Origin of the sequence: Pseudomonas sp. NPDC079086 (assembly GCF_044542155.1) — a bacterium.
Lineage (GTDB): Bacteria > Pseudomonadota > Gammaproteobacteria > Pseudomonadales > Pseudomonadaceae > Aquipseudomonas.
The window spans coordinates 930,960-957,603 of the sequence record NZ_JBITTY010000002.1; the positions used below are offsets into that span (position 1 = coordinate 930,960).

At 60.1% G+C, this 26,644-nt stretch carries 26 protein-coding genes and 6 tRNA genes; 13 read left to right on the plus strand and 19 right to left on the minus strand.

All coding sequences use genetic code 11. From position 1 onward, the window contains the following. Positions 1-42: 42 nt before the first annotated feature. Positions 43-723, minus strand: coding sequence for a 6-phosphogluconolactonase (locus tag ACIGEK_RS14025; protein WP_397493885.1), 681 nt, complete (start codon positions 721-723; stop codon positions 43-45). 85 nt (positions 724-808) lie between these two features. On the opposite strand from ACIGEK_RS14025, the gene ACIGEK_RS14030 reads away from it, so the two are divergent. Beyond that, a complete protein-coding gene (locus tag ACIGEK_RS14030; RefSeq protein ID WP_397493886.1) occupies positions 809-2,680 on the plus strand; it encodes a diguanylate cyclase in 1,872 nt (623 codons plus the stop codon). Here ACIGEK_RS14030 and ACIGEK_RS14035 read toward each other — a convergent pair. The 8 genes from ACIGEK_RS14035 to ACIGEK_RS14070 all read right to left on the minus strand — a co-directional run bounded on the left by ACIGEK_RS14035 (position 2,650) and on the right by ACIGEK_RS14070 (position 7,344). Further along, positions 2,650-3,489, minus strand: coding sequence for an alpha/beta fold hydrolase (locus ACIGEK_RS14035; RefSeq protein WP_397493887.1), 840 nt, complete (start codon positions 3,487-3,489; stop codon positions 2,650-2,652). The two genes, ACIGEK_RS14030 and ACIGEK_RS14035, sit on opposite strands and share 31 nt — an antisense overlap. Positions 3,490-3,500: 11 nt before the next feature. Beyond that, the gene (locus tag ACIGEK_RS14040) at positions 3,501-4,040 is read right to left on the minus strand and encodes a TetR/AcrR family transcriptional regulator (RefSeq protein WP_397493888.1); all 540 of its coding nucleotides are present in this window, start codon (positions 4,038-4,040) and stop codon (positions 3,501-3,503) included. 241 nt (positions 4,041-4,281) lie between these two features. Beyond that, positions 4,282-4,357: transfer RNA gene (locus ACIGEK_RS14045), tRNA-Glu, on the minus strand. Positions 4,358-4,421: 64 nt separating this feature from the next. Then, a tRNA-Ala gene (locus tag ACIGEK_RS14050) sits at positions 4,422-4,497 on the minus strand. 51 nt (positions 4,498-4,548) lie between these two features. Beyond that, a tRNA-Glu gene (locus tag ACIGEK_RS14055) sits at positions 4,549-4,624 on the minus strand. Between the two features lie 63 nt (positions 4,625-4,687). Beyond that, a tRNA-Ala gene (locus ACIGEK_RS14060) sits at positions 4,688-4,763 on the minus strand. 146 nt (positions 4,764-4,909) lie between these two features. Further along, a complete protein-coding gene (gene gltX, locus ACIGEK_RS14065) occupies positions 4,910-6,391 on the minus strand; it encodes a glutamate--tRNA ligase (RefSeq protein ID WP_397493889.1) in 1,482 nt (493 codons plus the stop codon). A 32-nt stretch (positions 6,392-6,423) separates the two neighbouring features. Further along, complete coding sequence (locus ACIGEK_RS14070) at positions 6,424-7,344, minus strand: LysR family transcriptional regulator (RefSeq protein WP_397493890.1); 921 nt, start codon at positions 7,342-7,344, stop codon at positions 6,424-6,426. A gap of 107 nt (positions 7,345-7,451) precedes the next feature. Between ACIGEK_RS14070 and ACIGEK_RS14075 the strand changes: the two genes are divergently transcribed. The 3 genes from ACIGEK_RS14075 to ACIGEK_RS14085 all read left to right on the plus strand — a co-directional run bounded on the left by ACIGEK_RS14075 (position 7,452) and on the right by ACIGEK_RS14085 (position 10,985). Continuing rightward, positions 7,452-8,489, plus strand: a complete 1,038-nt coding sequence (locus ACIGEK_RS14075; protein WP_397493891.1) for an HlyD family secretion protein — start codon at positions 7,452-7,454, stop codon at positions 8,487-8,489. A gap of 61 nt (positions 8,490-8,550) precedes the next feature. Then, positions 8,551-10,041, plus strand: a complete 1,491-nt coding sequence (locus ACIGEK_RS14080) for an MDR family MFS transporter (protein WP_397494024.1) — start codon at positions 8,551-8,553, stop codon at positions 10,039-10,041. Positions 10,042-10,085: 44 nt separating this feature from the next. After that, complete coding sequence (locus ACIGEK_RS14085) at positions 10,086-10,985, plus strand: EamA family transporter (protein ID WP_397493892.1); 900 nt, start codon at positions 10,086-10,088, stop codon at positions 10,983-10,985. A gap of 55 nt (positions 10,986-11,040) precedes the next feature. Here the strand turns inward: ACIGEK_RS14085 and uvrB are convergent, their stop codons facing one another. Beyond that, positions 11,041-13,056: an excinuclease ABC subunit UvrB gene (gene uvrB, locus ACIGEK_RS14090; RefSeq protein ID WP_397493893.1), complete on the minus strand. Its 2,016-nt coding sequence runs from the start codon at positions 13,054-13,056 to the stop codon at positions 11,041-11,043. A gap of 176 nt (positions 13,057-13,232) precedes the next feature. Between uvrB and ACIGEK_RS14095 the strand changes: the two genes are divergently transcribed. The 5 genes from ACIGEK_RS14095 to ACIGEK_RS14115 all read left to right on the plus strand — a co-directional run bounded on the left by ACIGEK_RS14095 (position 13,233) and on the right by ACIGEK_RS14115 (position 16,888). Beyond that, entirely contained in the window at positions 13,233-14,429 is a 1,197-nt protein-coding gene (locus ACIGEK_RS14095; RefSeq protein WP_397493894.1) for an amino acid aminotransferase, read from the plus strand. A gap of 64 nt (positions 14,430-14,493) precedes the next feature. Continuing rightward, a tRNA-Asn gene (locus ACIGEK_RS14100) sits at positions 14,494-14,569 on the plus strand. A 9-nt stretch (positions 14,570-14,578) separates the two neighbouring features. Then, positions 14,579-14,655, plus strand: a tRNA-Pro gene (locus tag ACIGEK_RS14105). 352 nt (positions 14,656-15,007) lie between these two features. Continuing rightward, positions 15,008-15,232 (plus strand): DUF2061 domain-containing protein, encoded by a 225-nt coding sequence (locus tag ACIGEK_RS14110; RefSeq protein ID WP_397493895.1) that lies wholly within the window; start codon positions 15,008-15,010, stop codon positions 15,230-15,232. A gap of 96 nt (positions 15,233-15,328) precedes the next feature. Further along, positions 15,329-16,888 (plus strand): beta (1-6) glucans synthase, encoded by a 1,560-nt coding sequence (locus ACIGEK_RS14115; RefSeq protein ID WP_397493896.1) that lies wholly within the window; start codon positions 15,329-15,331, stop codon positions 16,886-16,888. On the opposite strand, the gene ACIGEK_RS14120 is transcribed toward ACIGEK_RS14115, so the two are convergent. Next, entirely contained in the window at positions 16,889-17,257 is a 369-nt protein-coding gene (locus ACIGEK_RS14120) for a hypothetical protein (RefSeq protein WP_397493897.1), read from the minus strand. A 102-nt stretch (positions 17,258-17,359) separates the two neighbouring features. Here ACIGEK_RS14120 and ACIGEK_RS14125 point away from each other — a divergent pair, with 102 nt between their 5' ends. From ACIGEK_RS14125 to ACIGEK_RS14140, 4 genes are all read left to right on the plus strand, one after another. Continuing rightward, complete coding sequence (locus tag ACIGEK_RS14125; RefSeq protein WP_397493898.1) at positions 17,360-17,932, plus strand: hypothetical protein; 573 nt, start codon at positions 17,360-17,362, stop codon at positions 17,930-17,932. A gap of 143 nt (positions 17,933-18,075) precedes the next feature. Then, positions 18,076-19,374 (plus strand): serine/threonine protein kinase, encoded by a 1,299-nt coding sequence (locus tag ACIGEK_RS14130; protein WP_397493899.1) that lies wholly within the window; start codon positions 18,076-18,078, stop codon positions 19,372-19,374. A 10-nt stretch (positions 19,375-19,384) separates the two neighbouring features. Beyond that, positions 19,385-20,143 carry a VacJ family lipoprotein gene (locus tag ACIGEK_RS14135; RefSeq protein WP_397494025.1) on the plus strand — a complete coding sequence of 253 codons (759 nt, stop codon included), beginning with the start codon at positions 19,385-19,387 and terminating at the stop codon, positions 20,141-20,143. Positions 20,144-20,211: 68 nt separating this feature from the next. Continuing rightward, complete coding sequence (locus ACIGEK_RS14140; RefSeq protein WP_397493900.1) at positions 20,212-20,655, plus strand: MerR family DNA-binding protein; 444 nt, start codon at positions 20,212-20,214, stop codon at positions 20,653-20,655. 6 nt (positions 20,656-20,661) lie between these two features. Here ACIGEK_RS14140 and ACIGEK_RS14145 read toward each other — a convergent pair whose 3' ends face one another. Genes ACIGEK_RS14145 through ACIGEK_RS14180 form a run of 8 tightly spaced genes read right to left on the minus strand, consistent with a single transcriptional unit; the run spans position 20,662 to position 26,585 of the window. Beyond that, on the minus strand, positions 20,662-20,988 hold the full coding sequence (locus tag ACIGEK_RS14145) for a hypothetical protein (protein WP_397493901.1): 327 nt from the start codon (positions 20,986-20,988) through the stop codon (positions 20,662-20,664). After that, entirely contained in the window at positions 20,985-22,187 is a 1,203-nt protein-coding gene (gene ccmI, locus ACIGEK_RS14150; RefSeq protein WP_397493902.1) for a c-type cytochrome biogenesis protein CcmI, read from the minus strand. The genes ACIGEK_RS14145 and ccmI overlap by 4 nt, the downstream gene beginning before the upstream one ends. Continuing rightward, entirely contained in the window at positions 22,187-22,669 is a 483-nt protein-coding gene (locus ACIGEK_RS14155) for a cytochrome c-type biogenesis protein (protein ID WP_397493903.1), read from the minus strand. The genes ccmI and ACIGEK_RS14155 overlap by 1 nt, the downstream gene beginning before the upstream one ends. Beyond that, entirely contained in the window at positions 22,666-23,202 is a 537-nt protein-coding gene (locus ACIGEK_RS14160; RefSeq protein ID WP_397493904.1) for a DsbE family thiol:disulfide interchange protein, read from the minus strand. The genes ACIGEK_RS14155 and ACIGEK_RS14160 overlap by 4 nt, the downstream gene beginning before the upstream one ends. Next, positions 23,199-25,172, minus strand: coding sequence for a heme lyase CcmF/NrfE family subunit (locus ACIGEK_RS14165; RefSeq protein ID WP_397493905.1), 1,974 nt, complete (start codon positions 25,170-25,172; stop codon positions 23,199-23,201). Before ACIGEK_RS14165 ends, ACIGEK_RS14160 begins: the two co-directional genes overlap by 4 nt. Beyond that, complete coding sequence (gene ccmE / locus ACIGEK_RS14170; protein ID WP_397493906.1) at positions 25,169-25,657, minus strand: cytochrome c maturation protein CcmE; 489 nt, start codon at positions 25,655-25,657, stop codon at positions 25,169-25,171. Before ccmE ends, ACIGEK_RS14165 begins: the two co-directional genes overlap by 4 nt. Next, the gene (gene ccmD / locus ACIGEK_RS14175) at positions 25,654-25,830 is read right to left on the minus strand and encodes a heme exporter protein CcmD (RefSeq protein WP_397493907.1); all 177 of its coding nucleotides are present in this window, start codon (positions 25,828-25,830) and stop codon (positions 25,654-25,656) included. The genes ccmE and ccmD overlap by 4 nt, the downstream gene beginning before the upstream one ends. Further along, entirely contained in the window at positions 25,827-26,585 is a 759-nt protein-coding gene (locus tag ACIGEK_RS14180) for a heme ABC transporter permease (RefSeq protein ID WP_397494026.1), read from the minus strand. The genes ccmD and ACIGEK_RS14180 overlap by 4 nt, the downstream gene beginning before the upstream one ends. Positions 26,586-26,644 lie beyond the last annotated feature (59 nt).

The following is a 26,644-nucleotide window of genomic DNA, read 5'->3' on the forward strand; positions in this document are numbered from 1 at the left end:
TTTAACGCAGCCGACCTATATGCAGCTGACCTTAATATCCGCTCAGGGTGCCCAGTAAATATTTACCGGCAACGGACTGCGCTGCAGCCAGGCATATAAGGGTATCTCGCGAGCCGAGGACTGATCGGCCAACACCGCATCAATCAACTCGCGCTTGCGCTCGCCAAACGCCAGCAAGCCCAGCCACTGACCACGCTGCAGCATGGCCAGGTTAAGCGACAGACGCTCACGCGGCTCCTGCGGCGCCAGGGCTGACAAGGCTGCAGGTTTAGCCAGCGGATCAAGCCCGCTCGCCAAACCAGGCATACCGGGAAACAGCGAGGCGATATGGCCGTCTTCACCCATACCCAGCAGCACCGCGCTAAACGGAGGCCACTGCGCCAGTTGCTCGCCCCAATTCAACGCCGCCTGTGCTGGCGTTTCGCCCTGGCGTGGGTCCAGGCAATTAGCGTTCGGTAGCCCGTGATGTAACAGCTGCCAATTACTCTCGGCTGACTGCGCCGCCACCCAGCGTTCATCACTGGGGCTGAGGTCGATGCGCTGACTAGCCAGTTGCTGCGCCAGCAAGGGCAACAAGGCCTGCGGGCTACTGCCGCCGGGCAGTATCAGCCCGGCACGGAGGTGTTGCGCCAGCGTGGCCTGAATCTGCGCCAGTAGGTCGGCGGCCAGCGCATGCAGGCAAGCGGCGCGCTGAGCATGGCAATGCAGCAAATTTTGGCTCATAAGCAACCCCGGCTAAGCTATCGGTATGTCATAAGGCCGCGCAATAATGCACCTTTGTCGTGTCCGCCAACATCCTTGCCACGGAATGCCTCTTTTGATTGTGTTGCTGCGCGTACTTCTACTGCTGTTAATGCCGACACTGGCGCAGGCCACCAGCCTGCCCCTGCTGGCCAGCGACACGCCGCTGCTGCCTGGCCCCGTCATGCAGGTGTGGGCAGACCCCGAAGGCCTGGCGGACATCCACAGCGTGCGCCAGCTCCCTGAGTCAGTATGGCAACCGGTGGCCCGCCGCGATGCCAGCTTTGGCTACAGCACACACGCCTACTGGCTGCGTTTCAGCCTGCACAACCCGGCGGATGAGGCGATCGACTGGGTATTGTTGATCGGCAACCCGCTGCTTGACATGCTGGATGCCTACGGCTTGGACGGCGACCATGTGTATCAAGCCGGTGATCAGAGACCGTTTAACCAACGCTGGGTCAATCATCGCCAACTGGTGCTGCCATTCAGCCTGGCCGCCGGGGAGGAACGTGAGCTGATTCTGCGCATGCAGACCGATGGTTCGGCCAACCTCAGCGCCAGCCTGATGAGTGCCCAGGCATTCAACCAGCACGAACAACGCATGTTGTTGCTACAGGGCCTGTTCTTCGGCGCCCTGCTGGTGATGATGATCTACAACCTGTCGATCTTTATCATCACCCGCGACCGCAATTACCTGTGGTACAGCCTGTTTGTCGCCAGTTTCAGCCTCTATCAGTTCATCCAGCTGGGTTTTGCCCTGCAATGGCTCTGGCCTGAGTCACTGGCCTGGCAGCAGATGAGCTTCCCGTTCAGCTCGGCATTGGCAACGCTGTTCGGCGTGCTGTTCGCCTATGGCGTACTCGACCTCAAGAACCAGCACCCGGCTTACAGCTGGATCTGCCGCGGCCTGATTGGCAGTAGCCTGCTGGTAATGGTGCTGGCTTTGGTTGCGCCTTACCTCGTGGCGCTGATCGGCAGTTTCGTACTGCTGCTGGTCTGCGCGATTTTCGGCTGCATTTTCACGGTGCTGCGCTGGCGCGACGGCTACCCGCCGGCCAAGCTGTTCGCCCTCGGCTGGTCAGCCCTGATTATCGCCAGCCTGTTCAGCGTGCTCAGCGGTACCGGCCTGATTGCCAACTCCCTGCTGACCCTGCATGCCCAGCAGATTGGCAGCCTACTTGAGCTGGTGATCTTCTCGATTGCCCTCGGCTCACGCATCCGCCTGGCGCAACACGCCCAGCAACTGGCTCAAGAGCAGCTATACGCCAATGAGCACCAACTGCGACTGGAACAGGCCAAGAGCCTGGATCTGCAGCAACAGATCAATGAAGGCCTGGAAGCCCGCGTGGAAGAGCGCACCGCCTCTCTGCAAAAGGCCCTGCAGGAACTTTCCACCGCCAACCGCCAGCTAGCCGAGCTCAGCCGTCGCGACAGCCTGACCGGGCTGTTCAACCGCCAGGTGCTCAATGAAGAACTGGAGCGCATGCTCGCCCAGGCCAAACGCAGCCAGCGGCCGCTTGCGATGCTGATGATGGACCTGGACCACTTCAAGAAGGTCAACGACCAGCACGGTCACCTGGTCGGCGACGCCTGCCTCCAGCACACGGCACTGCGCATGCAGCAGCGCATGCGCAGTAACGATTTGTTGGTACGCTTCGGCGGCGAAGAATTTGCCGCCGTGCTCTGCGACACGGACCAATCCGGCGCAATGGACCTGGCCGAGCAGCTGCGTGCAGACTTGGCCAGTCACCCCTGCATGCATCAGGGTCTGCGCATCGACCTGAGCCTGAGCATCGGCGTCTATGCGTTGATTCCGGATAGCGGCAGCGACCGCGAACAGCTGCTACGCAACGCCGACGAGGCGCTTTATCAAGCCAAGGCCGCCGGGCGCAACAAGGTCATCGGTTACGAAGCCAGCGCCTTGGACGATGTCTGATTCAACGATTCCAACAGCTCCAGCACCGCCTGCACCACCCGCGGATCGGCCAATACGCGCTGATGCCCACCGCTTTCCAAGCGCAGCAGGCGACTGTCGAACCAGCTCTGATGAATCGATTCAGCCTCGCTGAATGGCACCATCGGATCGTCCGCCGCGTGTACGACCAATCCGGGGAAATCCAGCTGGTAGTGCGCGCTATCGAGCTGCCCGGCAGGAATCCCGGCCTTCTCCTCGACCAGCCGGACAAAGTGCGCGCGCGCCTGGCGCGGCAACCCCATATAGCGCGAGAAACGCCGCAACATAGTCAGAATTCGGCTGGGCGCGGCAATGCTGACCAGCGCCTCAGTACGCAAGCCCAACTGAGTGGCCAGCAAAGCACTGGCGCCACCCATGGAATGGCCAATCACCGCTTTCAGCGGCGGCAACTCGCTGGCGGCCTCCAGCAAGGCGCGGGCAAACAACACCACATTGGCCTCACGCCCAGGCGAACGGCCATGCGCCGGAGCATCCAGCGCCACCACGCCGTAGCCGGCATTGACCAGGGCCTTGATCAGCTCGGCGAACTGCGTCGGCCGCCCTTCCCAGCCATGCATCAGCAACACGGCCGGCCCACTGCCCCAGCGCAACGCTGACAGACCAAAACGCAGGGTAATGCGCTCGGCCTGCGCCAACAGTGGCAACTCCCAATCCCGCGGCGGCAAGGTATGTGGCGTCATAAACTCCCGACGCAACTTGCTAGCCAGGGCATGCGGCGCCAGCAGACCAATCGATGCGTTGAAACCACGAACCCAGCTCATGCTGTTCATTGCCATTCTCCTCAGACGATTGCCGATTTAGCGGCACGCAAAACTCGATCAGACAACTCACCAGGGCCTAGCGCGCGTGCCAGCGCCAGCCCTCCGACCATCAAGGCGATATCGGCCAGCGCCTGCTCAGCCTCCTCAGGGCTGCCCGCCAGCTGTGCGGTCATCAGCTCGATGTGCTCCGCCAGCACCGCACGAAAACCATCCGGCATACGCCCCAGCTCGCCTAACGAGCTGGGCAGCGGGCAGCCCTGCTCGCGGGCATCGCGGTGCTTGCGAGACAGATAGAAAGCAGCCAACAGCACGCGGCGGTCTTGGCCAGTCAGCGCCGGATCAAGCTGCGCGACCCGCTCCCGACGCTGGCAGAGCATCTGCTGAAATACTTCCAGCATCAGCGCTTCCTTGTTCTCAAAATGCGCGTAGAAGCCGCCTACCGTCAGGCCCGCAGCACCCATCACCTCGCCCACACCGGGTTCGACCAGGCCACGCTGCAGCAGCGCCTCACCGGCAGCGGCCAGAATGCGTTCGCGGGTTTGCGCCTTCTTCTCGCTCATGTTCGCCTCCTTAACATTACGATCATAATATTATAGGCGAAATATAATTAGGCAAGCCTGCGCGGCAACCGCTGATCGGCTGGAGAAATAATGCTCAGGAGGTAGAAAAAATTGCCTAGAGAAATTTTTAACGTCGCGTAGCGACGGCCCGCAGGGTGGCCGCCAGGGATGAAAGGCCATAAAAACAAAAGGGCCATTCAATAATGAATGACCCTTCAAAATCCCGCATAGCGGGCAAAAATGGCGTCCCCTAGGGGACTCGAACCCCTGTTACCGCCGTGAAAGGGCGGTGTCCTAGGCCACTAGACGAAGGGGACGAAACCTTCGAAGAACAAGGCCAGCTTTACGCTGGCCCCGTGGCAGTTGCTACTACTGCAAAATTGGTGGAGATAAACGGGATCGAACCGTTGACCTCTTGCATGCCATGCAAGCGCTCTCCCAGCTGAGCTATACCCCCGGATTTATCGCCTCTCGGCTCACAGCCCAAACCAGCACTGCTTTTTGAAACTGGCGTCCCCTAGGGGACTCGAACCCCTGTTACCGCCGTGAAAGGGCGGTGTCCTAGGCCACTAGACGAAGGGGACGTAACCCTTCTACAACCAACCAACTACAAGAGCTGATTGTGGCAAGCCTTGCGGCTTTGAAGATGGTGGAGCTAAACGGGATCGAACCGTTGACCTCTTGCATGCCATGCAAGCGCTCTCCCAGCTGAGCTATAGCCCCATCTCAAGGACGGGGCGCATGTTAAGAGCACGCCCCACACCTGTCAACAATATTTTTACCTACGCCAGCATTCTTTATGCTGACAGAACAACCACTTACCCCATCACGGCACGCCCAAACGACGGCCGGATGAGGCATTTAGCTGATTAGGCAATGGACGCCAACAGTTTTTCCCACTCTTTGTTTTCCTTCTTCGACACGCCACCGAGCAGCTCAATGGCCTGACGCAGACGGAAACGCGTCAGGTCCGGGCCTAGGATTTCCATGGCATCGAGCACCGAGACCGAGCTGGCCTGGCCGGTGACGGCAGCAAACATCAGCGGCATGGCGTCGCGCAGTTTCAGCTCCAGGTGCTCGACCACCGCCTGGATGCAGCTGGTGATCTTGTCTTTTTCCCACTGGCGTAGCGCTTCAAGCTTCCACAGGATCAACTGCATAAGCTGACGCACCTGCTCGGCCGAGAGCTTCTTGTGCTCGAACAGCGCGACATCCGGGGCTACGCCGCCGGCAAAGAAGAAGCTGGCCAATGGCGCGATCTGGCTGAAGGTTTCCACCCGGCCCTGCACATGCGGTGCAATCTGCATCAGGTAGTTGCTGTTGAACGCCCACTTCTGCGCACCAGCGGCGAATTCTTCGACGCTCAGCTCGCGCATCCACTGACCGTTGAGCCAGGACAGTTTCTCCAGGTCGAAGATCGGTCCGCCCAAGGAAACCCGGTTTATGTCGAAGTGCTCGACCATCTCGTCGAGGCTGAATTTCTCGCGCTCGTCCGGCATCGACCAGCCCATGCGGCCAAGGTAGTTGAGCATCGCCTGCGGCAGAAAGCCCATGCGCTCGTAAAAGGTGATCGAGGTCGGGTTCTTGCGTTTCGACAGCTTGCTCTTGTCTGGATTACGCAGCAGCGGCATGTAGCACAGCTGCGGTTTGTCCCAGCCAAAGTATTCGTACAGCAAAATCAGCTTGGGCGCCGACGGCAGCCATTCTTCGCCGCGCAGCACGTGGGTGATGCCCATCAGATGGTCATCGACCACGTTGGCCAGGAAGTAGGTGGGCAGACCATCGGTCTTCATCAGCACCTGCATGTCCATGCGGTCCCACGGAATCTCGACCTCGCCACGCAGCATATCGGGCACCACACAGACGCCTTCGGTCGGCACCTTCATGCGCACCACATTCGGCTCACCAGCCGCTAAGCGCTGCTGCAACTCTTCAGCAGAAAGGTGCATGCAGTGGCCGTCGTAACGCGGCGTCTGCTTGGCCTCCATCTGCTCGGCGCGCAGCTTGTCCAGGCGCTCGGCACTGCAGAAACAGTGGAAGGCATGGCCCTTCTGCACCAGCTCAGCGCTGTATTTTTGGTAGATGTGGCCGCGCTCGCTCTGCCGATACGGGCCGTGCGGGCCGCCGACGTCCGGGCCTTCGCTCCATTCAATGCCGAGCCAGCGCAGGGCGTCATAGATCTGCTGTTCCGACTCACGGGTGGAACGCAGCTGGTCTGTGTCTTCGATACGCAGGATAAACTCGCCACCGTGCTGACGGGCAAAACACAGGTTGAACAGGGCGATATAGGCGGTGCCTACGTGCGGATCACCAGTGGGCGACGGCGCAATACGGGTGCGGACGGTGGTCATGGAAAGTCTCGAAGAGTTGCAGTGAACGCGGATTAAGGCGCCGATGTTAACAGGCCAGCCATGGGCGGCTCCAGCAGCCGACCAGCTGACAACGGCAGACTGCGAATCAGAAAGTCGAGAAAGGTTTTCACTTTCATGGCCTGAAAGCGCCGTGACGGGTAGACCGCATACAGTTCGCCAGCCGGCAGGCGCGCCTCGGGAAGCAACGCAACCAACTGCCCGGTCTGTACCGCCGCCTCGCAAATCATGATCGGCAAGCCGGCAATCCCAGCGCCGGCCATGGCCACCTCGCGGGCAAAGGTGATGTTGTTGCACGACAGCACGCCCTGGCAGGCAATGCTCTCCCCCTCCAACGGCCAGTAACGCGTCGAGTCATTGGGCAGCACGACCGCACGATGCCCAGCCAGCTCGGCAACAGTCTGCGGCGTACCGTGCCGCGCCAGGTAGTCGGGGCTAGCATACAAGCCCCGACTGGTCTCATAGACCTTGCGCGCGATCAGGGTGGAGTCCTGCGGCTGACCGACCAGGATGGCAATGTCCACACCCTCCTCGACCGGATCAACGCGCCGCGAGGTCAACTCCACTTCTGCGGTGATCTGCGGGTACTGACGCATAAATTCACCCAGCACCCGCCCGAGAAACAGCTGACCAAATTCGATTGGCGCACTGATACGCAACAAACCGGCAGGAGCCAGCTGCAATTGCATCACTGCCTGCTCGGCCTCGGCGAAATCGAGCATGATCTGCCGGCAGCGCTCGTAATAGGCCTGCCCCACTTCGGTCAGGCGCAGCTTGCGCGTGGTGCGATTGAGCAGGCGCACGCCTAACCGCTCTTCAAGCAGGGCAATGCGCCGGCTGACTGTCGACTTTTGCATGCCCAGGCCCTGTGCCGCCTGGGTAAAACTGTGGCACTCGACCACGCGAGTGAAGATCAGCGCATCATCCAGCCCCATTATTGTTCCCTAGAAGCAACAAAGTTTATGAATTCTAGCGACTACAGGCGCGAAAGGAACACTGTTAGATTCACTTACAATTTTTGCCCGACCTTCGAGCACCTGCCATGCCCGCCCAACTGCAACGCCGCCTATTTGTCTTCCTGACCATCCTCGTTTTGATCATCGCCGCCTTTTTCGGCCACTGGCTGCTGATCGGCCGCTACCTGGAAAGTACCGACAACGCTTACGTACAGGGCGAGATTACCCGCGTATCCAGCCAGCTAGGCGCACGCATTGACAACGTGTTGGTGCAAGACAACCAGCACGTCGAGCAAGGCGAATTGTTGCTGGTGCTAGAAAGCGCAGACTTCGAGCTGGCCAGGCAACGCGCCGAGGCGACCCTGGCCACCCGTGAAGCGGAGTTGAGCCAGGCGCGCAGCACGCTGGAGCAACAAGCCAGCCTGATAGCCGCCAGCCAAGCGGATGTCTCGGCAAGCCAAGCCACCCTGGGCCGCACCCAAATCGATCTATCGCGCGCGAAAACCCTGCAGAAGCCTGGATTTATCTCCGCGGAGCGGGTCACTACCCTGACCGCCGACAGCCGTATCGCCAGCTCACAAGTGAGCAAAGCGCAGGCTGACCTGCAAGCCCAGCGCCAACAAATCAACACCCTGAACGCCGAGATCAAACGCCTGGAGGCGCAAATCGCAAGCGCCCGCAGCGACTTGGCACAGGCCGAACTGAACCTTACCCGCACGCAAATCCATGCACCAATCAGCGGCTTTATCGGCCAACGTGCGGCCCGCAACGGCCAAGTTGTTCAGGCGGGCGCCTACCTGCTGTCACTGGTGCCGGATCAGGACATATGGATCCAAGCCAACTTCAAAGAAACCCAGATCGGCCACATGCGCCCTGGGCAGAGCGCTGAGCTGACCTTCGACAGCTTCCCCGACACACCGATTGAGGCGCACGTTGAAAGCCTGTTTGCCGCCTCCGGCGCTCAGTTCAGCCTGCTGCCGCCGGATAACGCCACCGGCAACTTCACCAAGGTAGTGCAGCGCATCCCGGTAAAACTGACCTTCGCCGTGGATAATCCACTCAAAGGTCTGATTCGTCCGGGCATGTCGGTCGAGGTCAAGGTCGACCTGCGGTCCGAGCCATAACATGACAGGTGATTCGCTGATCCGCCCAACGGGTGAACCGAGCCGGCGTGACTGGATCGCAGTGATGAGCGCCATGCTCGGCGCCTTTATGGCGGTATTGGATATCCAGATCACCAACTCCTCACTCAAGGACATCCAGGGCGCGCTATCGGCCACCCTGGAGGAAGGCTCGTGGATTTCCACCTCCTACCTGGTCGCGGAGATCATCATGATCCCGCTCACCGCCTGGCTGGTGCAGTTGCTCTCGGCACGGCGCCTGGCCGTGTGGGTGTCCATCGGTTTTCTGTTTTCCTCACTGCTCTGCTCACTGGCCTGGAGCCTGGAGAGCATGATCGTATTCCGCGCCATGCAGGGCTTTACCGGCGGTGCATTGATCCCACTGGCGTTCACCCTGACGCTGATCAAACTACCTGAGCATCACCGCGCCAAAGGCATGGCGCTGTTTGCCCTGACCGCGACCTTCGCACCGTCAATCGGCCCTACGCTCGGTGGCTGGCTGACAGAGAACTTCGGCTGGGAATACATTTTCTACATCAACGTGCCACCGGGCTTGCTGATGATTGCCGGGCTGCTCTACGGCCTGGAAAAGAAAGCGTCGAATTGGGACATGCTGAAAAGCACTGACTACGCAGGCATTCTCACCCTCGGTCTAGGGCTCGGCTGCTTGCAGGTATTTCTAGAGGAAGGCCATCGCAAGGACTGGCTGGAGTCGAACCTGATCAGCGGCCTGGGCAGCATTGCCGCGATCAGCCTGGTGCTATTTGTCATTCTGCAGGTGTCACGCCCCAACCCACTGATCAATCTCGGTGTGTTGCGCGAGCGCAACTTTGGCCTGTCGAGTATCTCCAGCGTCGGCCTGGGCATGGGCTTATATGGCTCGATCTATGTATTGCCGTTGTACCTGGCACAAATCCAGGGCTACAACGCCCTGCAGATCGGCGAAGTGATTATGTGGATGGGTGTACCGCAACTATTCCTCATCCCCTTCGTACCGCTAATGATGAAAAAGATTTCCCCGAAGTGGCTCTGCGCCATTGGCTTTGGCCTGTTCGGTGGAGCCAGTTTCCTCTCGGGCGTACTCAATCCGGACTTTGCCGGCGAGCAGTTCAACCATATCCAGATTATTCGCGCGCTCGGTCAACCCTTGGTGATGGTGACCATTTCGCTGATCGCCACCGCCTACGTGATGCCGCAAGATGCTGGCTCGGCCTCCAGCCTGTTCAACATTCTGCGCAACCTCGGCGGTGCCATCGGCATCGCCCTACTCGCCACCCTGCTCGACAGCCGGACCAAAGTGTATTTCGACTACTTGCGCGAAGCCCTGGTACCGAGCAACCCGCAGGTCGCTGAGCGCCTGGCGTTGCTGACCGAAAAGCTCGGCAGCGAACAAGCGGCACTGGCCAAGCTCAGCGAAATCACCCATCAGCAGGCAGCGATCATGGCCTACAATGACGCCTTCCACTGCATTGGCATCGCCCTTGGCGTCAGCATGATTGCGGTGCTGCTAACCAGAAAGCTGCCTGCGGGCACCACTGGCACAGCGGCGCACTAACCCTACCCGCGCCAACCTCTGGCGCGTTGTCGTTTCAGGTCCCCATGTCCACCTTCGCCCCACGTACTCGCACACTGCTGCTAATTATCGCGTTCGCCGTAATTTACCTGGGCTGGGGTACAACCTACCTGGCCAACCACTTCCTCTTGCTGGAGCTGCCGCCGTTCGTCATCGGCAGCCTGCGTTTTTCCTTTGCTGGCTTAATAGCCCTGACGTGGGTAATTCTCAGCGGCCAGCTGCGTATTCAGCGCAGTGACTGGGGGGGCGTGTTACTGGGTGGTTTAACCCTGATTACGGTCGGCCAGGGTGCACTCATCTACGCCAATCAATATTTGCCAACCGGCATGCTCGCCATGCTCTACACCACCCTGCCGTTGTGGAGCGTGGCGCTGGAGTGGCTGCTCGGAGAGCGCCCCCCCCTGTGGGTGCTCTGCGGCCTAGCGCTGGCTTGCGGCGGCATTGTCTTGCTGATGAACAACGGCCTGGGCCAAGCGGCCTCAGGCGAACAATGGTTCGCTGGGGTGCTGGTGGTCAGCGCAACACTGCTCTGGGCCGGAGGGGCTTGGCTACTGCGGCAGCGCCCGCCATTTCGCTCGAGCTGGCTGGGTCTGAGCCTGCAAATGCTGATTGGGGCAATGCTGCTGGCACTGTTTGGCCTGTGGCACGGCGACTGGCAGGCGCTGGACCTGCGCAGCCTAAGCAGCAACGCTTGGCTCTGGCTGGCGTATCTGGTGCTACCAGTAAGCCTGGGCGTATACCCAGCGTACTTCTGGCTGTTGCGCGAGGTACGCCCCAGCCTGGTGTCGACTTTTGCGTTTGTGAACCCAGTAGTCGCTCTACTGCTGGGTTATCTGCTGCTGGACGAACATCTTAGCGTCGCAGCCATGCTCGCCTGCGGCATTACTCTGGGCGGCGTGGTGCTCATTATCTTCGGTCGCCGTTAAGTACACCTATCGGCGGGAGGGAAAGCCCTCCCACAAACGCCCCATACCCGTCCTGTTACACCTGCAACAACCGGTCGCGCAGTTTCTGAATCTCGTCACGCATCTGCGCCGCAGCTTCAAACTCCAGATCGCGTGCAAGCGCATACATCTTCTCTTCGAGCTGACGAATGCGCTTGGTGATTTCACTGGGTGAGCGCAGCTCGTTCTCGTAACGCGCACTTTCTTCGGCGGCCTGAGCCATGCCCTTGCGTTTCTTGCTGCGCGAACCGGGAACGACTGCGCCCTCGAGAATGTCCTGAACGTCCTTGAACACACCCTTGGGGATAATGCCGTTGGCTTCGTTGAAGGCGATCTGCTTGTTGCGCCGCCGCTCGGTCTCACCAATGGCGCGCTCCATCGAGCCAGTCATGCGGTCGGCATACAGAATCGCCCGACCGTTGAGGTTACGTGCGGCGCGGCCGATGGTCTGGATCAACGAACGCTCAGAGCGCAGGAAGCCCTCTTTATCAGCATCGAGAATCGCCACCAGCGACACTTCCGGCATGTCCAAGCCTTCGCGCAACAGGTTGATACCCACCAATACATCGAAGGCACCAATGCGCAGATCGCGGATGATCTCAACCCGCTCCACGGTATCGATATCGGAGTGCAGGTAGCGCACTTTCACGCCGTGATCAGCCAGATAATCGGTCAAATCCTCAGCCATGCGTTTGGTCAGGGTGGTGACCAGAACACGCTCCTCAATCGCCACGCGCTTATGGATCTCCGATAGCAGATCATCCACCTGGGTCAGCGCCGGACGCACTTCGATCTGCGGATCGACCAGCCCAGTCGGCCGCACCACCTGCTCGATCACTCGCCCGGCATGCTCCGCTTCGTAGTTACCCGGTGTCGCCGAGACGAAAATGGTCTGCGGGCTGGCCGCCTCCCACTCATCAAACTTCATCGGCCGGTTGTCCAGCGCCGAAGGCAGGCGGAAGCCATATTCCACCAGGGTTTCCTTGCGCGAGCGGTCGCCTTTGTACATGGCACCGACCTGCGGCACCGAGACATGGGATTCGTCGATCACCAGCAGCGCTTGGTCCGGCAGGTAGTCATACAACGTCGGCGGCGGCTGGCCGGAGTCGCGCCCGGAGAGGTAGCGCGAGTAGTTTTCGATGCCATTGCAGTAACCCAGCTCAACGATCATTTCCAGATCGAAACGGGTGCGCTGCTCCAGGCGCTGGGCTTCCACCAGCTTGTTGTTACTGCGCAGGTACTCCAGCCGCTCCACCAACTCGACCTTGATCTTCTCCACCGCTTCCAGCAGCACGTCACGCGGGGTGACGTAGTGGCTCTTGGGATAGAAGGTGAAGCGCGGCAGCTTGCGGATCACCTCGCCGGTCAGTGGATCGAACGACGAGATGCTCTCCACCTCATCATCGAACAGTTCGATGCGCACGGCTTCCAGGTCCGACTCTGCCGGGAATATATCGATCACATCGCCGCGCACGCGGAAGGTCGAACGGGCGAAGTCCATGTCGTTACGGGTGTACTGCAGATCGGCCAAGCGGCGTAGCAAGGCGCGCTGGTCCATTTTGTCGCCACGATCGACGTGCAGCACCATTTTCAGATACGACTCAGGGCTACCCAGGCCGTAGATGCACGACACAGTGGTGACGATGATGGCGTCCGGCCGCTCCAGCAGCGCCTTGGTCGCCGACAGACGCATCTGCTCGATATGGTCGTTGATCGAGGCATCCTTCTCGATAAATGTATCGGAGGACGGCACGTAGGCTTCTGGCTGGTAGTAGTCGTAATAGGAAACGAAATACTCCACCGCGTTGTTCGGGAAAAAACTCTTGAACTCGCCATACAACTGCGCGGCCAGGGTCTTGTTCGGCGCCAACACCAAGGTCGGGCGCTGAATCTGCGCGATCACATTAGCAATAGAAAACGTCTTGCCCGATCCCGTTACGCCGAGCAATGTCTGGTGCGAAAGGCCCGCCTCCAGGCCCTCGACCATCTGCCGAATAGCCTCCGGCTGATCGCCGGCTGGCTGGAAACGGGTGACCAATTGAAACTCGGACATGACGGACCTCGACAAGCGGTTGTGACGCGACCTGAAAGCCTACGTCATAACCGGTGAAAAGCGTGTGCCTGCTGTCGCAGCACAGGTTATGCGCCGGTATACTACCGCTGCACTTACGCAACCCCTAGCAGGGTGTTGCCTGACCCCCACTTCTCCTCTTCAGAGCTGCCGCACCCATGAGCCTGTTCTCTGCCGTCGAAATGGCACCGCGCGACCCCATTCTGGGCCTCAATGAAGCATTCAACGCTGACCCTCGCACCACCAAGGTCAACCTGGGCGTTGGTGTTTACACCACCGAAGAAGGGCGCATCCCGCTGCTGCGCGCAGTGGCCGAAGCGGAAACCATCCTGACGGCGGCACATGCGCCACGTGGTTACCTGCCGATCGAGGGCATTGCCGCTTATGACAAAGCCGTGCAAACCATGCTGTTCGGCCAGGGCTCGCCGCTGCTTGAGCAAGGTCGCGTAATCACTACCCAAGCCATTGGCGGCACTGGCGCTCTGAAAGTCGGTGCAGACTTCCTCAAGCGCCTGCTACCTGACGCCACCGTAGCCATCAGCGACCCAAGCTGGGAAAACCACCGCGCGCTGTTTGAGTCTGCAGGTTTCCCGGTGCGCAATTACCGTTACTACGATGCCTTCAGCAATGGTGTTAACCGTGGCGGCCTGCTCGAAGACCTGAAAAACCTGCCAACGCGCTCAATCGTCGTACTGCATGCCTGCTGCCATAACCCGACTGGTGTTGACCTGACGCTGGACGACTGGAAAGCCGTGCTGGAGATCCTCCGCGAGCGCGAACACGTGCCGTTCCTCGACATCGCCTACCAAGGCTTTGGCGATGGCATTGAACAAGACGCTGAGGCCGTGCGCCTGTTTGCTGAGTCCGACCTGACCTTCTTCGTCTCCAGCTCGTTCTCCAAATCGTTCTCCCTGTATGGCGAGCGCGTTGGCGCGCTGTCCATCGTTACCGGCTCGCAAGAAGAAACGGGGCGCGTGCTGTCGCAGGTCAAGCGCGTCATCCGCACCAACTACTCCAACCCGCCAACTCACGGAGCCAGCGTAGTAGCCACCGTGCTCAACAGCCCGGAACTGCGCGCTATGTGGGAAGCCGAACTGGGTGAAATGCGCGAGCGCATTCGTGGTATGCGCATGGCCATGGTCGAGCAGCTGGCAGCCCTGGGCGCCAAGCGCGACTTCAGCTTTGTGGCAGCACAACGCGGCATGTTCTCTTACTCCGGCCTGACGACCGAGCAAGTCGAGCGCCTGCGTAACGAGTTCGGCATCTATGCCGTTGGAACAGGGCGCATCTGCGTTGCGGCACTCAATCAGCGCAATCTGCCGGCCGTTACCGAGGCCATCGCAGCCGTACTCTGATTCAACAGGAAAGTCAGCCAGGGCTTGACTTCCCCTTTCTAATCAGTAGGATACGCGCCATCGTTCCGCGATAGCTCAGTCGGTAGAGCAAATGACTGTTAATCATTGGGTCCCAGGTTCGAGTCCTGGTCGCGGAGCCAGCAGTACATCGGGGTATAGCGCAGTCCGGTAGCGCGCCTGCTTTGGGAGCAGGATGTCGGGAGTTCGAATCCCCCTACCCCGACCATTTTCGAGTCCTTGACTCAACTGATAGAGCAGCTGGTTTTAACCAATTACTCATAGATCAGAAAGCTACACGAACCACCTTTTCAAGCCAGCTTGAAAGTAAAAACCCGCCTAGTGCGGGTTTTTTTATGGCTTTCCACCCGTGGTCATCACCCTTCGGCCCGCCGCTACACGACGTTAGAACTGTTCCAAGCAGTTTTGATTGGCGTTCTTACCCGCTAACAACTGCAAGAGCAGCACAACGTTTAAATCATCGAAAACTATTAAAGCCATTCAATTGAAACATTTCTACAATCGAGCTTGAGCAGCTAGGCTGCACCTCAATGAAGAATAATTCTCACTCGAGGTGCGCCATGCTCAAGACTGTGACTTTCACCCTAATGCACTTCTGCATCGCCTTCGGCGTCACTTACGCACTGACCGGTAGCATCGCTGCCAGCGGGCTGGTGGCCGCCATCGAACCGCTGTGCAACTCGGTGGGTTTCTACTTCCACGAGAAGGTCTGGCAGCGCATCGAAGGTCGCTCAACAACTGCCGCAGCTCGCCCCAGACATGCCTGGTTGCATCACCAGGCTTGAGGCCAGGTTAAACCTTCGAGCCGGGCGTAAAACAGCCAGCGAGGAACTGAGCCAATCCGCTACTATGCGCGGCTCAGTCACCATACGCGCCCGATCATGCCCGCCACTTCTCGCTTCCCTGCTGCACCACACGTGTTTGCCTGCCTGCTTGGCCTGTTGGCGCTTTGCGGCCTGTGGTTTGGTATTGGTCAACCGGTCGAACTGGCAGATGCGGCAACGCCCACGCACAAGCTGCAGTGCGCGTCCTATACACCGTTCGACAAGGATCAATCGCCTTTCGACCAGCCGATGCAGCTGCGTCCCGAGCGTATGGATGCCGACCTCGCACTGCTCGCCGAACGCTTCGAGTGCCTGCGCACCTACTCGGTGACCGGCTTGGAAGAGCTGCCGAACATGGCACGCAAGCATGGCCTGAAACTGATCGTCGGCGCCTGGGTCAGCCGTAATCCAACCGATACCGCGGTTGAGATCGCTGGTTTGGTGAAAATCGCCAACGCGAACCCGGATGTGGTCCAAGCGGTGATCGTCGGAAACGAGGCGCTGCTACGCAAGGAAGTCACTCCGCAGCAATTGGTGGCACTGATCGAGCAGGTCAAGGCGCAGATCAAACAACCAGTGACCTACGCCGATGTCTGGGAGTTTTGGCTCAAGCACCCGGAAGTTGCGCCAACGGTGGATTTCATCACCATCCACCTACTGCCCTACTGGGAAGACAACCCCGCTGGCATCGAAACGGCGCTGCATGAGGTGGCCGAGGTGCGCCAGACCTTCGGCAATGCTTATGCACCGAAGGACATCATGATTGGCGAAACCGGCTGGCCGAGCGAAGGCCGCCAGCGCGAAACCGCAGTGCCAAACCTGGTCAATCAGGCGAAGTTCATCCGTGGCTTTGTCGCCTTGGCCGAGCAAAACGGCTGGCGCTACAACCTGATCGAGGCGTTTGACCAGCCGTGGAAACGCATCAGCGAAGGTGCCGTTGGCGGTTATTGGGGCCTGTATGACGCCGACCGCGAGGACAAATCGATCCTCGCTGGCGCCGTATCCAACCTGCCGCACTGGCCGACCTGGCTGGTCTTCAGCCTGATCATTGCAGCCGCCACCCTACTGCTGGCCGGCCGCCCTCAGTCGCCACGCGCCGCGCTGTTATTGCCGCTGCTGGCGGCACTCGGCGCCGGCTGTATCGGCCTGTTTGCAGAATTGACCCTGGTTACCAGCCGTTACCTCGGCGAATGGCTCTGGGCCGCCGCGCTTATTCTGCTGAATCTACTGGTACTGAGCCATGCAGCGCTGCTACTAAGCAGCCGCAATGGCTGGCGCGAACGCGCGTTCAGCAGGCTGCACAGCCATGGCGCCCTGTGGCTGGCGCTAAGCGGCTTTGCCGGCGCGGTGATGATGCTCGCCCTGGTAGCGGATGCGCGCTACCGCAGCTTCCCCAGCGCAGCGCTCTTGCTGCCGGCACTGGTTTATCTGTGCCGTCCGGTAGGTGGCTACCGCCGTGAAATCGCCCTGCTCGCGCTGCTGATCGGCGCGTGCATTGCGCCGCAGCTGTACCAGGAAACCCTGAGCAACTGGCAGGCCTTAGGTTGGGCGCTGACCTGCGTGCTACTGGTGGCGGCGCTATGGCGCAGCCTGCGGGTTAAAGCACAAACCGCCTGATCAGGCGGTTTGTGGCGCGCGCACCCAGCGCAGCAGCGCCAACACTACGGCAAATACCGCAAGGCTAGCGCTGTACAACACCAACGCCGGTAGAGCGAGCAACAATGCCGGCACCGCCAGGCGCTTACCCCAGGCACCTGGCAGCACAAATGCCAACACGGCACACAACAACGAAGCCCAGGCCAATACGCGGAAGTGGATCAACCAGCCAAGGCTTGCGCGCACCTGGCAAGCCAACTGCTGCGGGGCATCGACGCACAGGCCAACCCACTGCGCGCCTTCCATCAGCTGGTAACGCAGGGCAACGCTCAGCGCCAGACACAAGGCTGCCGCGATCAGCAGAGCAATCAGAGGCAGATAACGGGGCATGGGCAACTCAAGCAGATAAAAGGCTGCGTAGGATAAGCTGCCGCGTCACAGATAACACCCCCGAGATCGCCCCCCTGCGGTCTCTCCAGCTAGAATCCAGCCATGCTGATACGTCGCCTGATACTGATCGCCGCAAGCCTGCTCGGCCTCTGGATGCTGTGGGTCATACTGCTGCCCACACCCAGTGGTCCGCCTGCTAGCACGCCGCTGTCCAGTGATAGCTGGCGCGTGGCGGAGCACACGATCAGCAGGTTGGAGAGTTTTCAACTCGAAGCACGCGTTCTCGGCCGTGAAGACTACTACTTCGACCGTGGCGCCAAACTCTCGCCGACTGACCTGGCGCTCGGCTGGGGACCAATGGCCGACCCCGAAGTACTGCGCCATATCAGCATCAGTCAGCGCAACCGCTGGTACTTCTGGCGCGCTGAGCAGTTGCCGATCGAACGCCGGCAGATCGAGATCCATAGCGCCAATATGCACCTGATACCCGCCACCCCTGAAGTAGCCAGCACCCTGGCCGGGCTCAAAGAAGGCCAGCACATTCGCCTCAGCGGACAACTGGTAAGGGTCGATGGCGACGACGGCTATCGCTGGGCCAGCTCGCTCAGCCGAGAAGACACTGGCGATGGAGCCTGCGAGCTGATCTGGGTCGAGCAACTGGCGGTATTGCCCTAGTAATACCGCGTTTCGACATGGCGCTTTCGCCTGAAAACGTACGCAACTATAACTAAACGGCACTTAGCCTGACTTCTATGGTCAAATTCAACCGGCATCATGCATCTGCATAGAACCAGCCCTAGCTCTCAAGAGATTTAGCCATGTCGCATGTCCCTCGTCTGCTTGCCCTTCTTAGTTGCCTGGCACTGATCGCTCCCGTCAGCGCGGCCGATATCGACGCCAGCAGCTACGGCTACCCCATCAGCAACGCATTCGAAGCCACTCTGGCGACTACGCCGCCAGAACTGCGACCTGAGTTGCCAGCCGATGCTGATATCAACCAGAGTGACTACCAGATCAAATTGCGCCCTGAGCGCGAATTCGAATTACCGGACAACTTCTGGTCGGTCACCAAAATGCGCTATCGCCTGGCAACCCAGCCCGGCGAAGCACCGCTGATTTTTATCATCGCCGGCACGGGCGCGCATTACGCCAGCAGCACCCCGGAATACCTGAAGAAGCTGTTTTACGGCGCGGGCTACCACGTGGTGCAGTTGTCGTCGCCAACTAGTTATGACTTTATGACCTCGGCCTCGCGTTTTGCCACACCCGGCATTACCCGCGAAGACGCCGACGATCTGTACCGCGCCATGCAGGCCGTGCGTGCGCAACACCCTCGCCTGAAAGTCAGCGAATTTCACCTCACCGGCTATAGCCTGGGCGCGCTGCAGGCGGCCTTTGTCAGCGAGCTGGATGAAACCCGGCGCAGCTTCAACTTCAAGCGCGTGCTGCTTCTCAACCCGCCGGTCAACCTCTACACCTCAATCACCAACCTCGACCGTATGGTGCAAACCAAGGTTGAGGGCATCGACAACAGCACCAATTTCTATGAGCTGGTACTGGGTAAGCTGACCCGTTACTTCCAGGACAAGGGCTATGTCGATATCAACGACGCACTGCTCTATGACTTCCAGAACTCTAAGGAGAAACTCAGCGACGAGCAAATGGCCATGCTGATCGGCGCCGCGTTCCGCTTCTCCTCCGCCGACATCACCTTTACCTCGGACCTGATCAACCGTCGTGGCCTGATCACCCCGATCGACTACCCGATCAGTGAAGGCACCAGCCTTACGCCGTTCTTTCGCCGCGCCCTGCAGTGCGACTTCGACTGTTACCTGACCGAACAGGTGATTCCAATGTGGCGCGCCCGCACTGATGGCGGCAGCATTGCGCAACTGATCGACCAAGTCAGCTTGTATGCCGTGGCTGACTACCTGAAAAACAGCAGCAAGATTGCCGTTATGCATAACGCCGATGATGTGATCCTCGGCCCGGGTGACCTGGGCTTTTTGCGCCGTACTCTGGGTGATCGCCTGACCGTTTATCCGCTGGGTGGCCATTGCGGCAACCTCAATTACCGCGTCAATAGCGACGCCATGCTGGAGTTTTTCCGTGGTTAAGACTTCTCGCATTGCCTTACTACTGGCCCTGGCGTTGGCTAGCAGCCTTGCCCACGCAGAGCACAGCGTCGATGACGATGGCTTCAAACAACCGTTACAACACCTGCAGTTCAACCCTGGGCTGGATGAGCGTGAGTTCGAGCGCTCGACCCTCGACGCACTGCAGGTCTATGACCCGCTGGAGTCGTGGAACCGTCGCGTCTATCACTTCAACTACCGCTTCGATGAGTGGGTATTCCTGCCGATTGTCGATGGCTACCGCTACATCACCCCCAACTTGGTGCAGACAGGCGTCAGCAATTTCTTCAGCAACCTGGGAGACGTGCCCAACTTGCTCAACAGCGCACTGCAACTCAAGGGCAAGCGCGCCATGCAGACCACCGGGCGCCTGCTGCTCAACACCACCTTGGGAGTCGCCGGCCTGTGGGACCCCGCCACGCGCATGGGCCTGCCCAAGCAGAAGGAAGACTTCGGCCAGACCCTTGGCTATTACGGCACACCGGCTGGGCCCTACCTGATCCTGCCGTTGCTGGGGCCATCGAACCTGCGCGATACCGGCGGCCTGGTGGCGGACTTTACGGTTAAAAGCCAGGTCAACTGGCTGAATGTCGCCGAAGCCAGCGTCAGTCACCCGGAAATTACCCTGCTAGAAGTAGTCGACCAGCGCTCCACGGTGAACTTCCGCTACGGCCAGCTCAACTCGCCGTTTGAGTACGAGAAAATTCGCTTCTTCTACCATGAGGCGCGCAAGCTGCAGATCGCTGAATAACCTGCGCTTGACCCAAGGGCCGCCCCCAGGTTTTAACCTGGCGCGGCCCTTATCAATGGAGAGTGACTATGCGCGTAGCCCAACTTGCCAAAGCCGCCGCTGTAAGCAGTGAGACGGTGCGTCACTACACAGATCTCAGCCTGCTCAGGCCCTCGCGCAACCCGGATAACGGCTATCAGGAGTATTCCAGCACGGACCTGCAACGCCTGCGCTTTATCGCTCGCGCCCGCCGCTTGGGCTTTAGCCTGAAAGACACGCAGCAGATTCTCAGCAGTGCCGATAACGGCCACGCACCCTGCTCTGAGGTACGCGACCTGCTGAGCGAACGCCTGACGGCGCTACAGGCACATATCGAGGAATGTCAGCGCCTGGCGCTGGTGATGCAGAACGCCTTCGACGACTGGGCCGGCAAGGGCGAATGCGCCCCCGATGGTCAGGCCATCTGCCGTTTGATCGAAGATTTCGAACCGGATATCGAGCGCCGCCCGGCGACGCCCTGCCCCGCGCACTAAAACTGCTTATTGCGCGTAGCGGCGATACAAACCGGGCGGCACACCGCTGCTGTCGGTCGGCAACCAAGGACCCTTCGGGTTACTGGCCCAGCTCCAACCGGAGTTCCAACGGTAATAGGTACGCTCACGGTAATACAGGTGAGGAGTACCACCGACCACGTACACGCCTAACCCCGCATCCCACTGACTCTCTACCGCAGGTGGTGGGGCAAAGCGTGGGTGATTGCTACTGCCACTCGGACTGGTAACCGGCGCCGTGGCAAGTGGGGTCTGTACGCAGGCGCCGAGCCCCAGCAGACCGACTAGCACGGCGCCGCGCAGTAACCGACTCATGGTGTTTTGCTGTCGGCGCTATCGATCAGCAGTTGCTGCAGCTCGGTGGTCTTACTGGCCAACGGTTGGCTGCTGCCGATCCACTCACCGGCCGTGGCGTTGCCGCTGCGCGAAATACGTGCAACCAGCTGTACCTGTTCGAAGCCGGAGATTTTCAGCTGCGGCATCATCGCATCGCTGTCCGACAGGCTGATTTCGGCCGGCAAATCCGCCACGGTAAGGCGCTTGACCGCCAACGGCATCGGCGGCCCAGAAACCGCGCGAGCAAAGATAAATACCGAGTCGCCCGGCTGCACCTTGGCCTGCAGCTCGGCAGCCAGCGCGACCCGTACGTTCAAACCCTGACTGACTGCTGGAGCAACATCAGCTGCGGGCTCACCAAGCTGCTCACGGGCACGGTCAATCCCACCCTGAATCGCCTGACGTGAAGGGTCTTCCGCCGGCAGTACCGCCACCAGTTGCTGCCAGTGACCAATCGCCTGCTGGAACTGCCCAGCTTCATAGGCGGCAATACCGAGCAGGCCAAGGCTGGTAACTTCTGCCGGGTCACCTTTCAGCGCCTCATCGGTCAGCGCCTGCAGCTGTTCGGTCCATTGCTTGTCACCGGAAAAATACAGCGCCTGCGCCCACTGCCCGAGCAGCTCCGGCTCGCGTCCGGCTACGCCGATAGCGCGCTCGAACGCCACCGCAGCATCACCAGCACGCTCCTGGGCCATATAGGTACGACCAAGGAAGTACCAGCTCTCGGCGGATTTGGGATCGTTCTTCACCGCAGCTTCCAGGCGTGCAGTCATTTCCTCGATGGTTTTCGGCTGATCGGCAAAAGTACGTGCACGCTCAACATCATCGATTGCGCCCCAATGCTGATACAGGCCATAGCCCAGTAGCGGCATCAGCAGCGCGGCAATCAGTGGAATCTTGCCGCCCAACGCACGCCGCATGGGCTGCGCCAACACGCCCTCGGTATCGGCGAGTAGCTCGCGGGCTGCCTCATCACGGCCATTGGCCAGCTGCTCGGCATTCAACGCTCCCGCTTCGTGTTGCGTCTGCAGGTCCTGCAGACGTTCCTGATACAGGGTCACGTTGAGGGCAGTACGGTCTTCTTCAGCCTGAACCTTGCGTGCACGCAGCACCGGGATCAGCAGAAAAGCCAGGGCCGTCAGCAGCAACAGACCGGCGCATAACCAGAATTCAATCATCAGTCTTTCTTATCCACAGGCGTTTGATTAAGCAGAGCAGCCAGACGCTGCTGTTCATCTACTGACAGGCCGCTGGCGGTGACGCCTGGCTTGCTGCGACGACGCAGGAGGATGACCCCAAGCAGGACAAAACCACCGGCCAGCAAACCAGCTGGGCCGTACCACAGCAGCACAGTGCGCGCGGTTACTGGCGGTTTGTAGAGGACGAAATCGCCATAGCGGCTAACCAGATAGTCGATGATCTGCTCGTTACTCTGACCCTCCTCCAGCATGCGGTAGATCTGTGCACGCAGGTCCATGGCAATCGGCGCATCGGAGTCGGCAATGTTCTGGTTCTGGCACTTCGGGCAGCGCAGCTCTTCCACAAGATTGCGATAACGCTGGCGCTCAGCCTCAGTGGCAAATTCGTAGGTATCGATGGCTGCTTGGGCAGTGCCAAGCAAGGCGAGCCCCAATACGGCAGCGGTCAGCAAACGTTTCATGGTTTAGCCTCGTCGACCAATGCCTGATACAGCGACGCCAACTGTTCACGCCAGACACGCTCATCGATCACCCCGACAAACTTGTGGCGGATGATCCCATCCTTGTCGATCAGGAAGGTCTCTGGCGCGCCGTAAACGCCCAGGTCCAGACCCAGAGTGCCGCGCGCATCGTTGATATTCAGTTGATAGGGGTCATGGAACTCCACTAACCACTTCTGCGCGGCTGCGTTGTCATCCTTGTAGTTGACCCCATAAATGATCACGCCCAGCTTGGCCAGCTTGTTCAGCACCGGGTGCTCAACGCGGCAAGCCACACACCAGGTGGCCCAGACGTTGACCAGCGCCGGCTTGCCCTTGAGGTCGGCCTCGGTGAGCGTTTTGCCATCCTGCACCGCTGGCAGGGAGAACGCCGGCAACGGTTTGCCGATCAGCGCCGAAGGCAACTCGGTGGGATCGAGGAACAGCCCACGATAGAGAAACACCGCCACGCCAAGAAAGACCAGCAACGGCAACAGCAGCAGTAATCGCTTCATGCCTGCGCCCCCGCCATGCCCAGCGCATCACGCACGCGGGTGCGTACCTTCATGCGGTAGCGTTTATCACTGGCAGCCAGGAAGCCACCGAAGCCCATCAGCAGCGCACCGAACCAGATCCAGCGCACGAACGGCTTGATATGCACGCGCACTGCCCAGGCACCGTCTTCCAGTGGCTCGCCGAGGGCGACGAACAGGTCGCGGGTGATCCCGGCGTCAATACCGGCTTCGGTCATCACCGATTGCTGCACGGTATACAGGCGCTTTTCCGGGTGCAGCACGGCAATCTGCTTACCCTCTTCCAGGATGCGCACTGTGCCTTTGTCGGAAGTAAAGTTCGGTCCTTCGAAATGCACGGCGCCTTCAAAGACAAACTGATAGCCACCAATGTCCACCGACTCACCCGGCGCCATGCGCATATCGCGCTCGAAGCTGCCCATGCTGGTAAGCACCACACCGAGGGCGCATACCGCCATGCCCAGGTGCGCAGTCTGCATACCCCAATAGCTGCGGGTCAGGCTTGGCAACCCCTTGAGCAGGCCCTTGTGGCGAGTCTTCTCGACAATATCGCGCACCCCGGCCAGCACCACCCAAGCGGCTAGCAGGCATACGCCGAGCACCGCCCAGTTGAAGTCGCCGACCAGGAAAGTCGCGATCACTGCCAGCACCACACTGCCGATCAGCACCGGCGCGAGCATGCTCAGCAGCCACTGCAGCGGGGTGTCTTTCCAGCGCACCAGCACGCCGACCGCGATCATCGCCATCAACAGGCCCATCAGCGGCACAAACAAGGCGTTGAAGTACGGCGGGCCGACCGACAGCTTGGCCCCGGTCATGGCGTCTAGCACCAACGGATACAGGGTGCCGAGCAGAATCATCGCGGCGGCCACCACCAGAATCAGGTTGTTGACCAGCAGCAAGGTTTCCCGCGACCACAGGGCGAAGCCAACCTGGCTCTTAACCACCGGCGCACGGATCGCAAACAGCGCCAGCGAGCTGCCCACCACGATCAACAGGAACGCCAGGATAAATACGCCACGCTCAGGATCGCTGGCGAAGGCATGCACCGAAGTCAGTACGCCGGAACGCACCAGGAAGGTACCCAGCAGGCTCAGGGAGAAGGCGGCGATGGCCAGCAGCACGGTCCAGCTCTTGAACACACCGCGTTTCTCCGTCACGGCAAGCGAGTGGATCAGTGCGGTGCCGACCAGCCAGGGCATAAAGGAGGCATTCTCCACCGGGTCCCAGAACCACCAGCCGCCCCAGCCGAGTTCGTAGTAGGCCCACCAGGAGCCCAGCGCAATACCGATGCCGAGGAAGGCCCAGGCGACAATGGTCCATGGCCGCGACCAGCGCGCCCAAGCCGCGTCCAGCTTGCCACCAAGCAAGGCAGCAATGGCGAAAGCAAAGGCCACGGAGAAGCCGACATAGCCCATATATAGCATCGGCGGATGAATGATCAGACCAAAGTCCTGCAACAACGGATTGAGATCGCGGCCATCGACCGGGGTATCAAACAGCAGGCGTTCGAAAGGGTTGGAGGTGATGATCAGGAACAGCAGGAAGCCGATACTGATGATGCCCATCACCGCCAGCACGCGGGCGAGCATCTCTTCCGGCAGCTGGCGCGAGAAAATCGATACGGCAAAGGTCCAGCCGGCGAGGATTAGACCCCAGAGCAGCAGCGAGCCTTCGTGCGCGCCCCACACGGCGCTGAATTTGTAGTACCAGGGCAGTGCGCTGTTGGAGTTGTTGGCCACGTAGGCGACGGTGAAATCGTCGACCATAAAGGCATAGGTCAGGCAGATAAAGGCGAACAACATGAAGCTGAATTGCCCCCATGCGGCTGGCTGCGCCAGGCTCATCCACTGGCGATCACCGCGCCAGGCTCCGATCATCGGTAAAGTCGCCTGCACCAGCGCCATGCACAGCGCCAGAATCATCGCCAGATGGCCGAGTTCGGGGATCATTGCGCGTACTCCGATTGGGACGCCTGCTTGGCCGCTTTGGCCGCGTCATGTTTCTGCTTCATACCGCTCTGTTCCAGGGCCTGCATGACTTCCGGCGGCATGTAGTTCTCATCGTGTTTGGCCAGCACTTCATCGGCGATCAGTACGCCATTGGCGTCAAGCTTGCCCATGGCAACGATGCCCTGCCCTTCACGAAACAGGTCCGGGAGGATGCCGCTGAAGCGGATGGTTACGCTCTTGGCACCGTCGGTGACGACAAAATCGGTGTCCAGCGAGTCACTGGAACGTTTGACCGAGCCCTCCTCGACCAGACCACCGGCGCGGATACGGGTGTCCTGCGGGGCTTCGCCATTGGCGATCTGCGTGGGGGTGTAGAACAGATTGATGTTCTGCTGCAACGCGCTGAGGGCCAGTGCCACAGCGATGCCAACACCGGCGATGATGGCCAGGACGATATACAGGCGCTTTTTACGCACGGGGTTCACTTCAACTCCTCCCGGCGCATACGACGCGCCTCGTCTTGCAGATAACGGCGACGCGCCAGGATTGGCAGCGCCACATTCAGCCCCAGCACAGCCAGGCTGATGGCATAACAGGACCAGACGTAAGGCCCATGGGTGCCCATGGCGATAAACTCGCTAAAGCTGGCAAAACTCATCGGCCTTTCTCCACCAGCGCCTTGACCTCGGCTTTGGCCCAACTGCTGCGCGCTTCGCGCTTGAGCACTTCCAGACGCATACGCAGCAGCAGCACTGCGCCAAAGAAGCAGTAGAAACCCAGCACCATGATCAGCAACGGCATCCACATCTCGAACGGCATGGCCGGCTTCGAAACAACGCTGAAGGTGGCCGGCTGATGCAGAGTGTTCCACCACTCCACCGAGTATTTGATGATCGGGATGTTCACCACACCAACGATGGCCAGCACCGCACAGGCCTTGGCAGCGCTATCACGGTTGGTAATGGCGTTACCCAGGGCGATCACGCCGAAATACAGAAACAGCAGAATCAGCATCGAGGTCAGGCGTGCATCCCACACCCAGTAAGTACCCCAGGTCGGCTTGCCCCACACTGCACCCGTTATCAGCGCAATCACGGTCATCCAGGCACCGATGGGCGCCGCCTGCTGCAGAGCGACATCGGCCAGCTTCATTTTCCACACCAGACCGACAATACCTGCCACCGCCAGCATCACGTAGATCGACTGGGCCAGGAAGGCTGCCGGCACATGGATGTAGATGATGCGAAAGCTGTTGCCCTGCTGGTAATCCGGCGGCGCAAAGGCCAGCCCCCAGACCAGACCGACCACCAGCAGCAAGGCAGCGGCCAGGGCCAACCAGGGCAGCCAGCGGCTGCTGATTTCATAGAACCACTTGGGCGAGCCGAGCTTGTGAAACCACGTCCAGTTCATCAGGTTACTCATCAGTGCTAGGGCTGATCAGGGCGCAGGCAGGCTCCCGGATCAATCGGCCA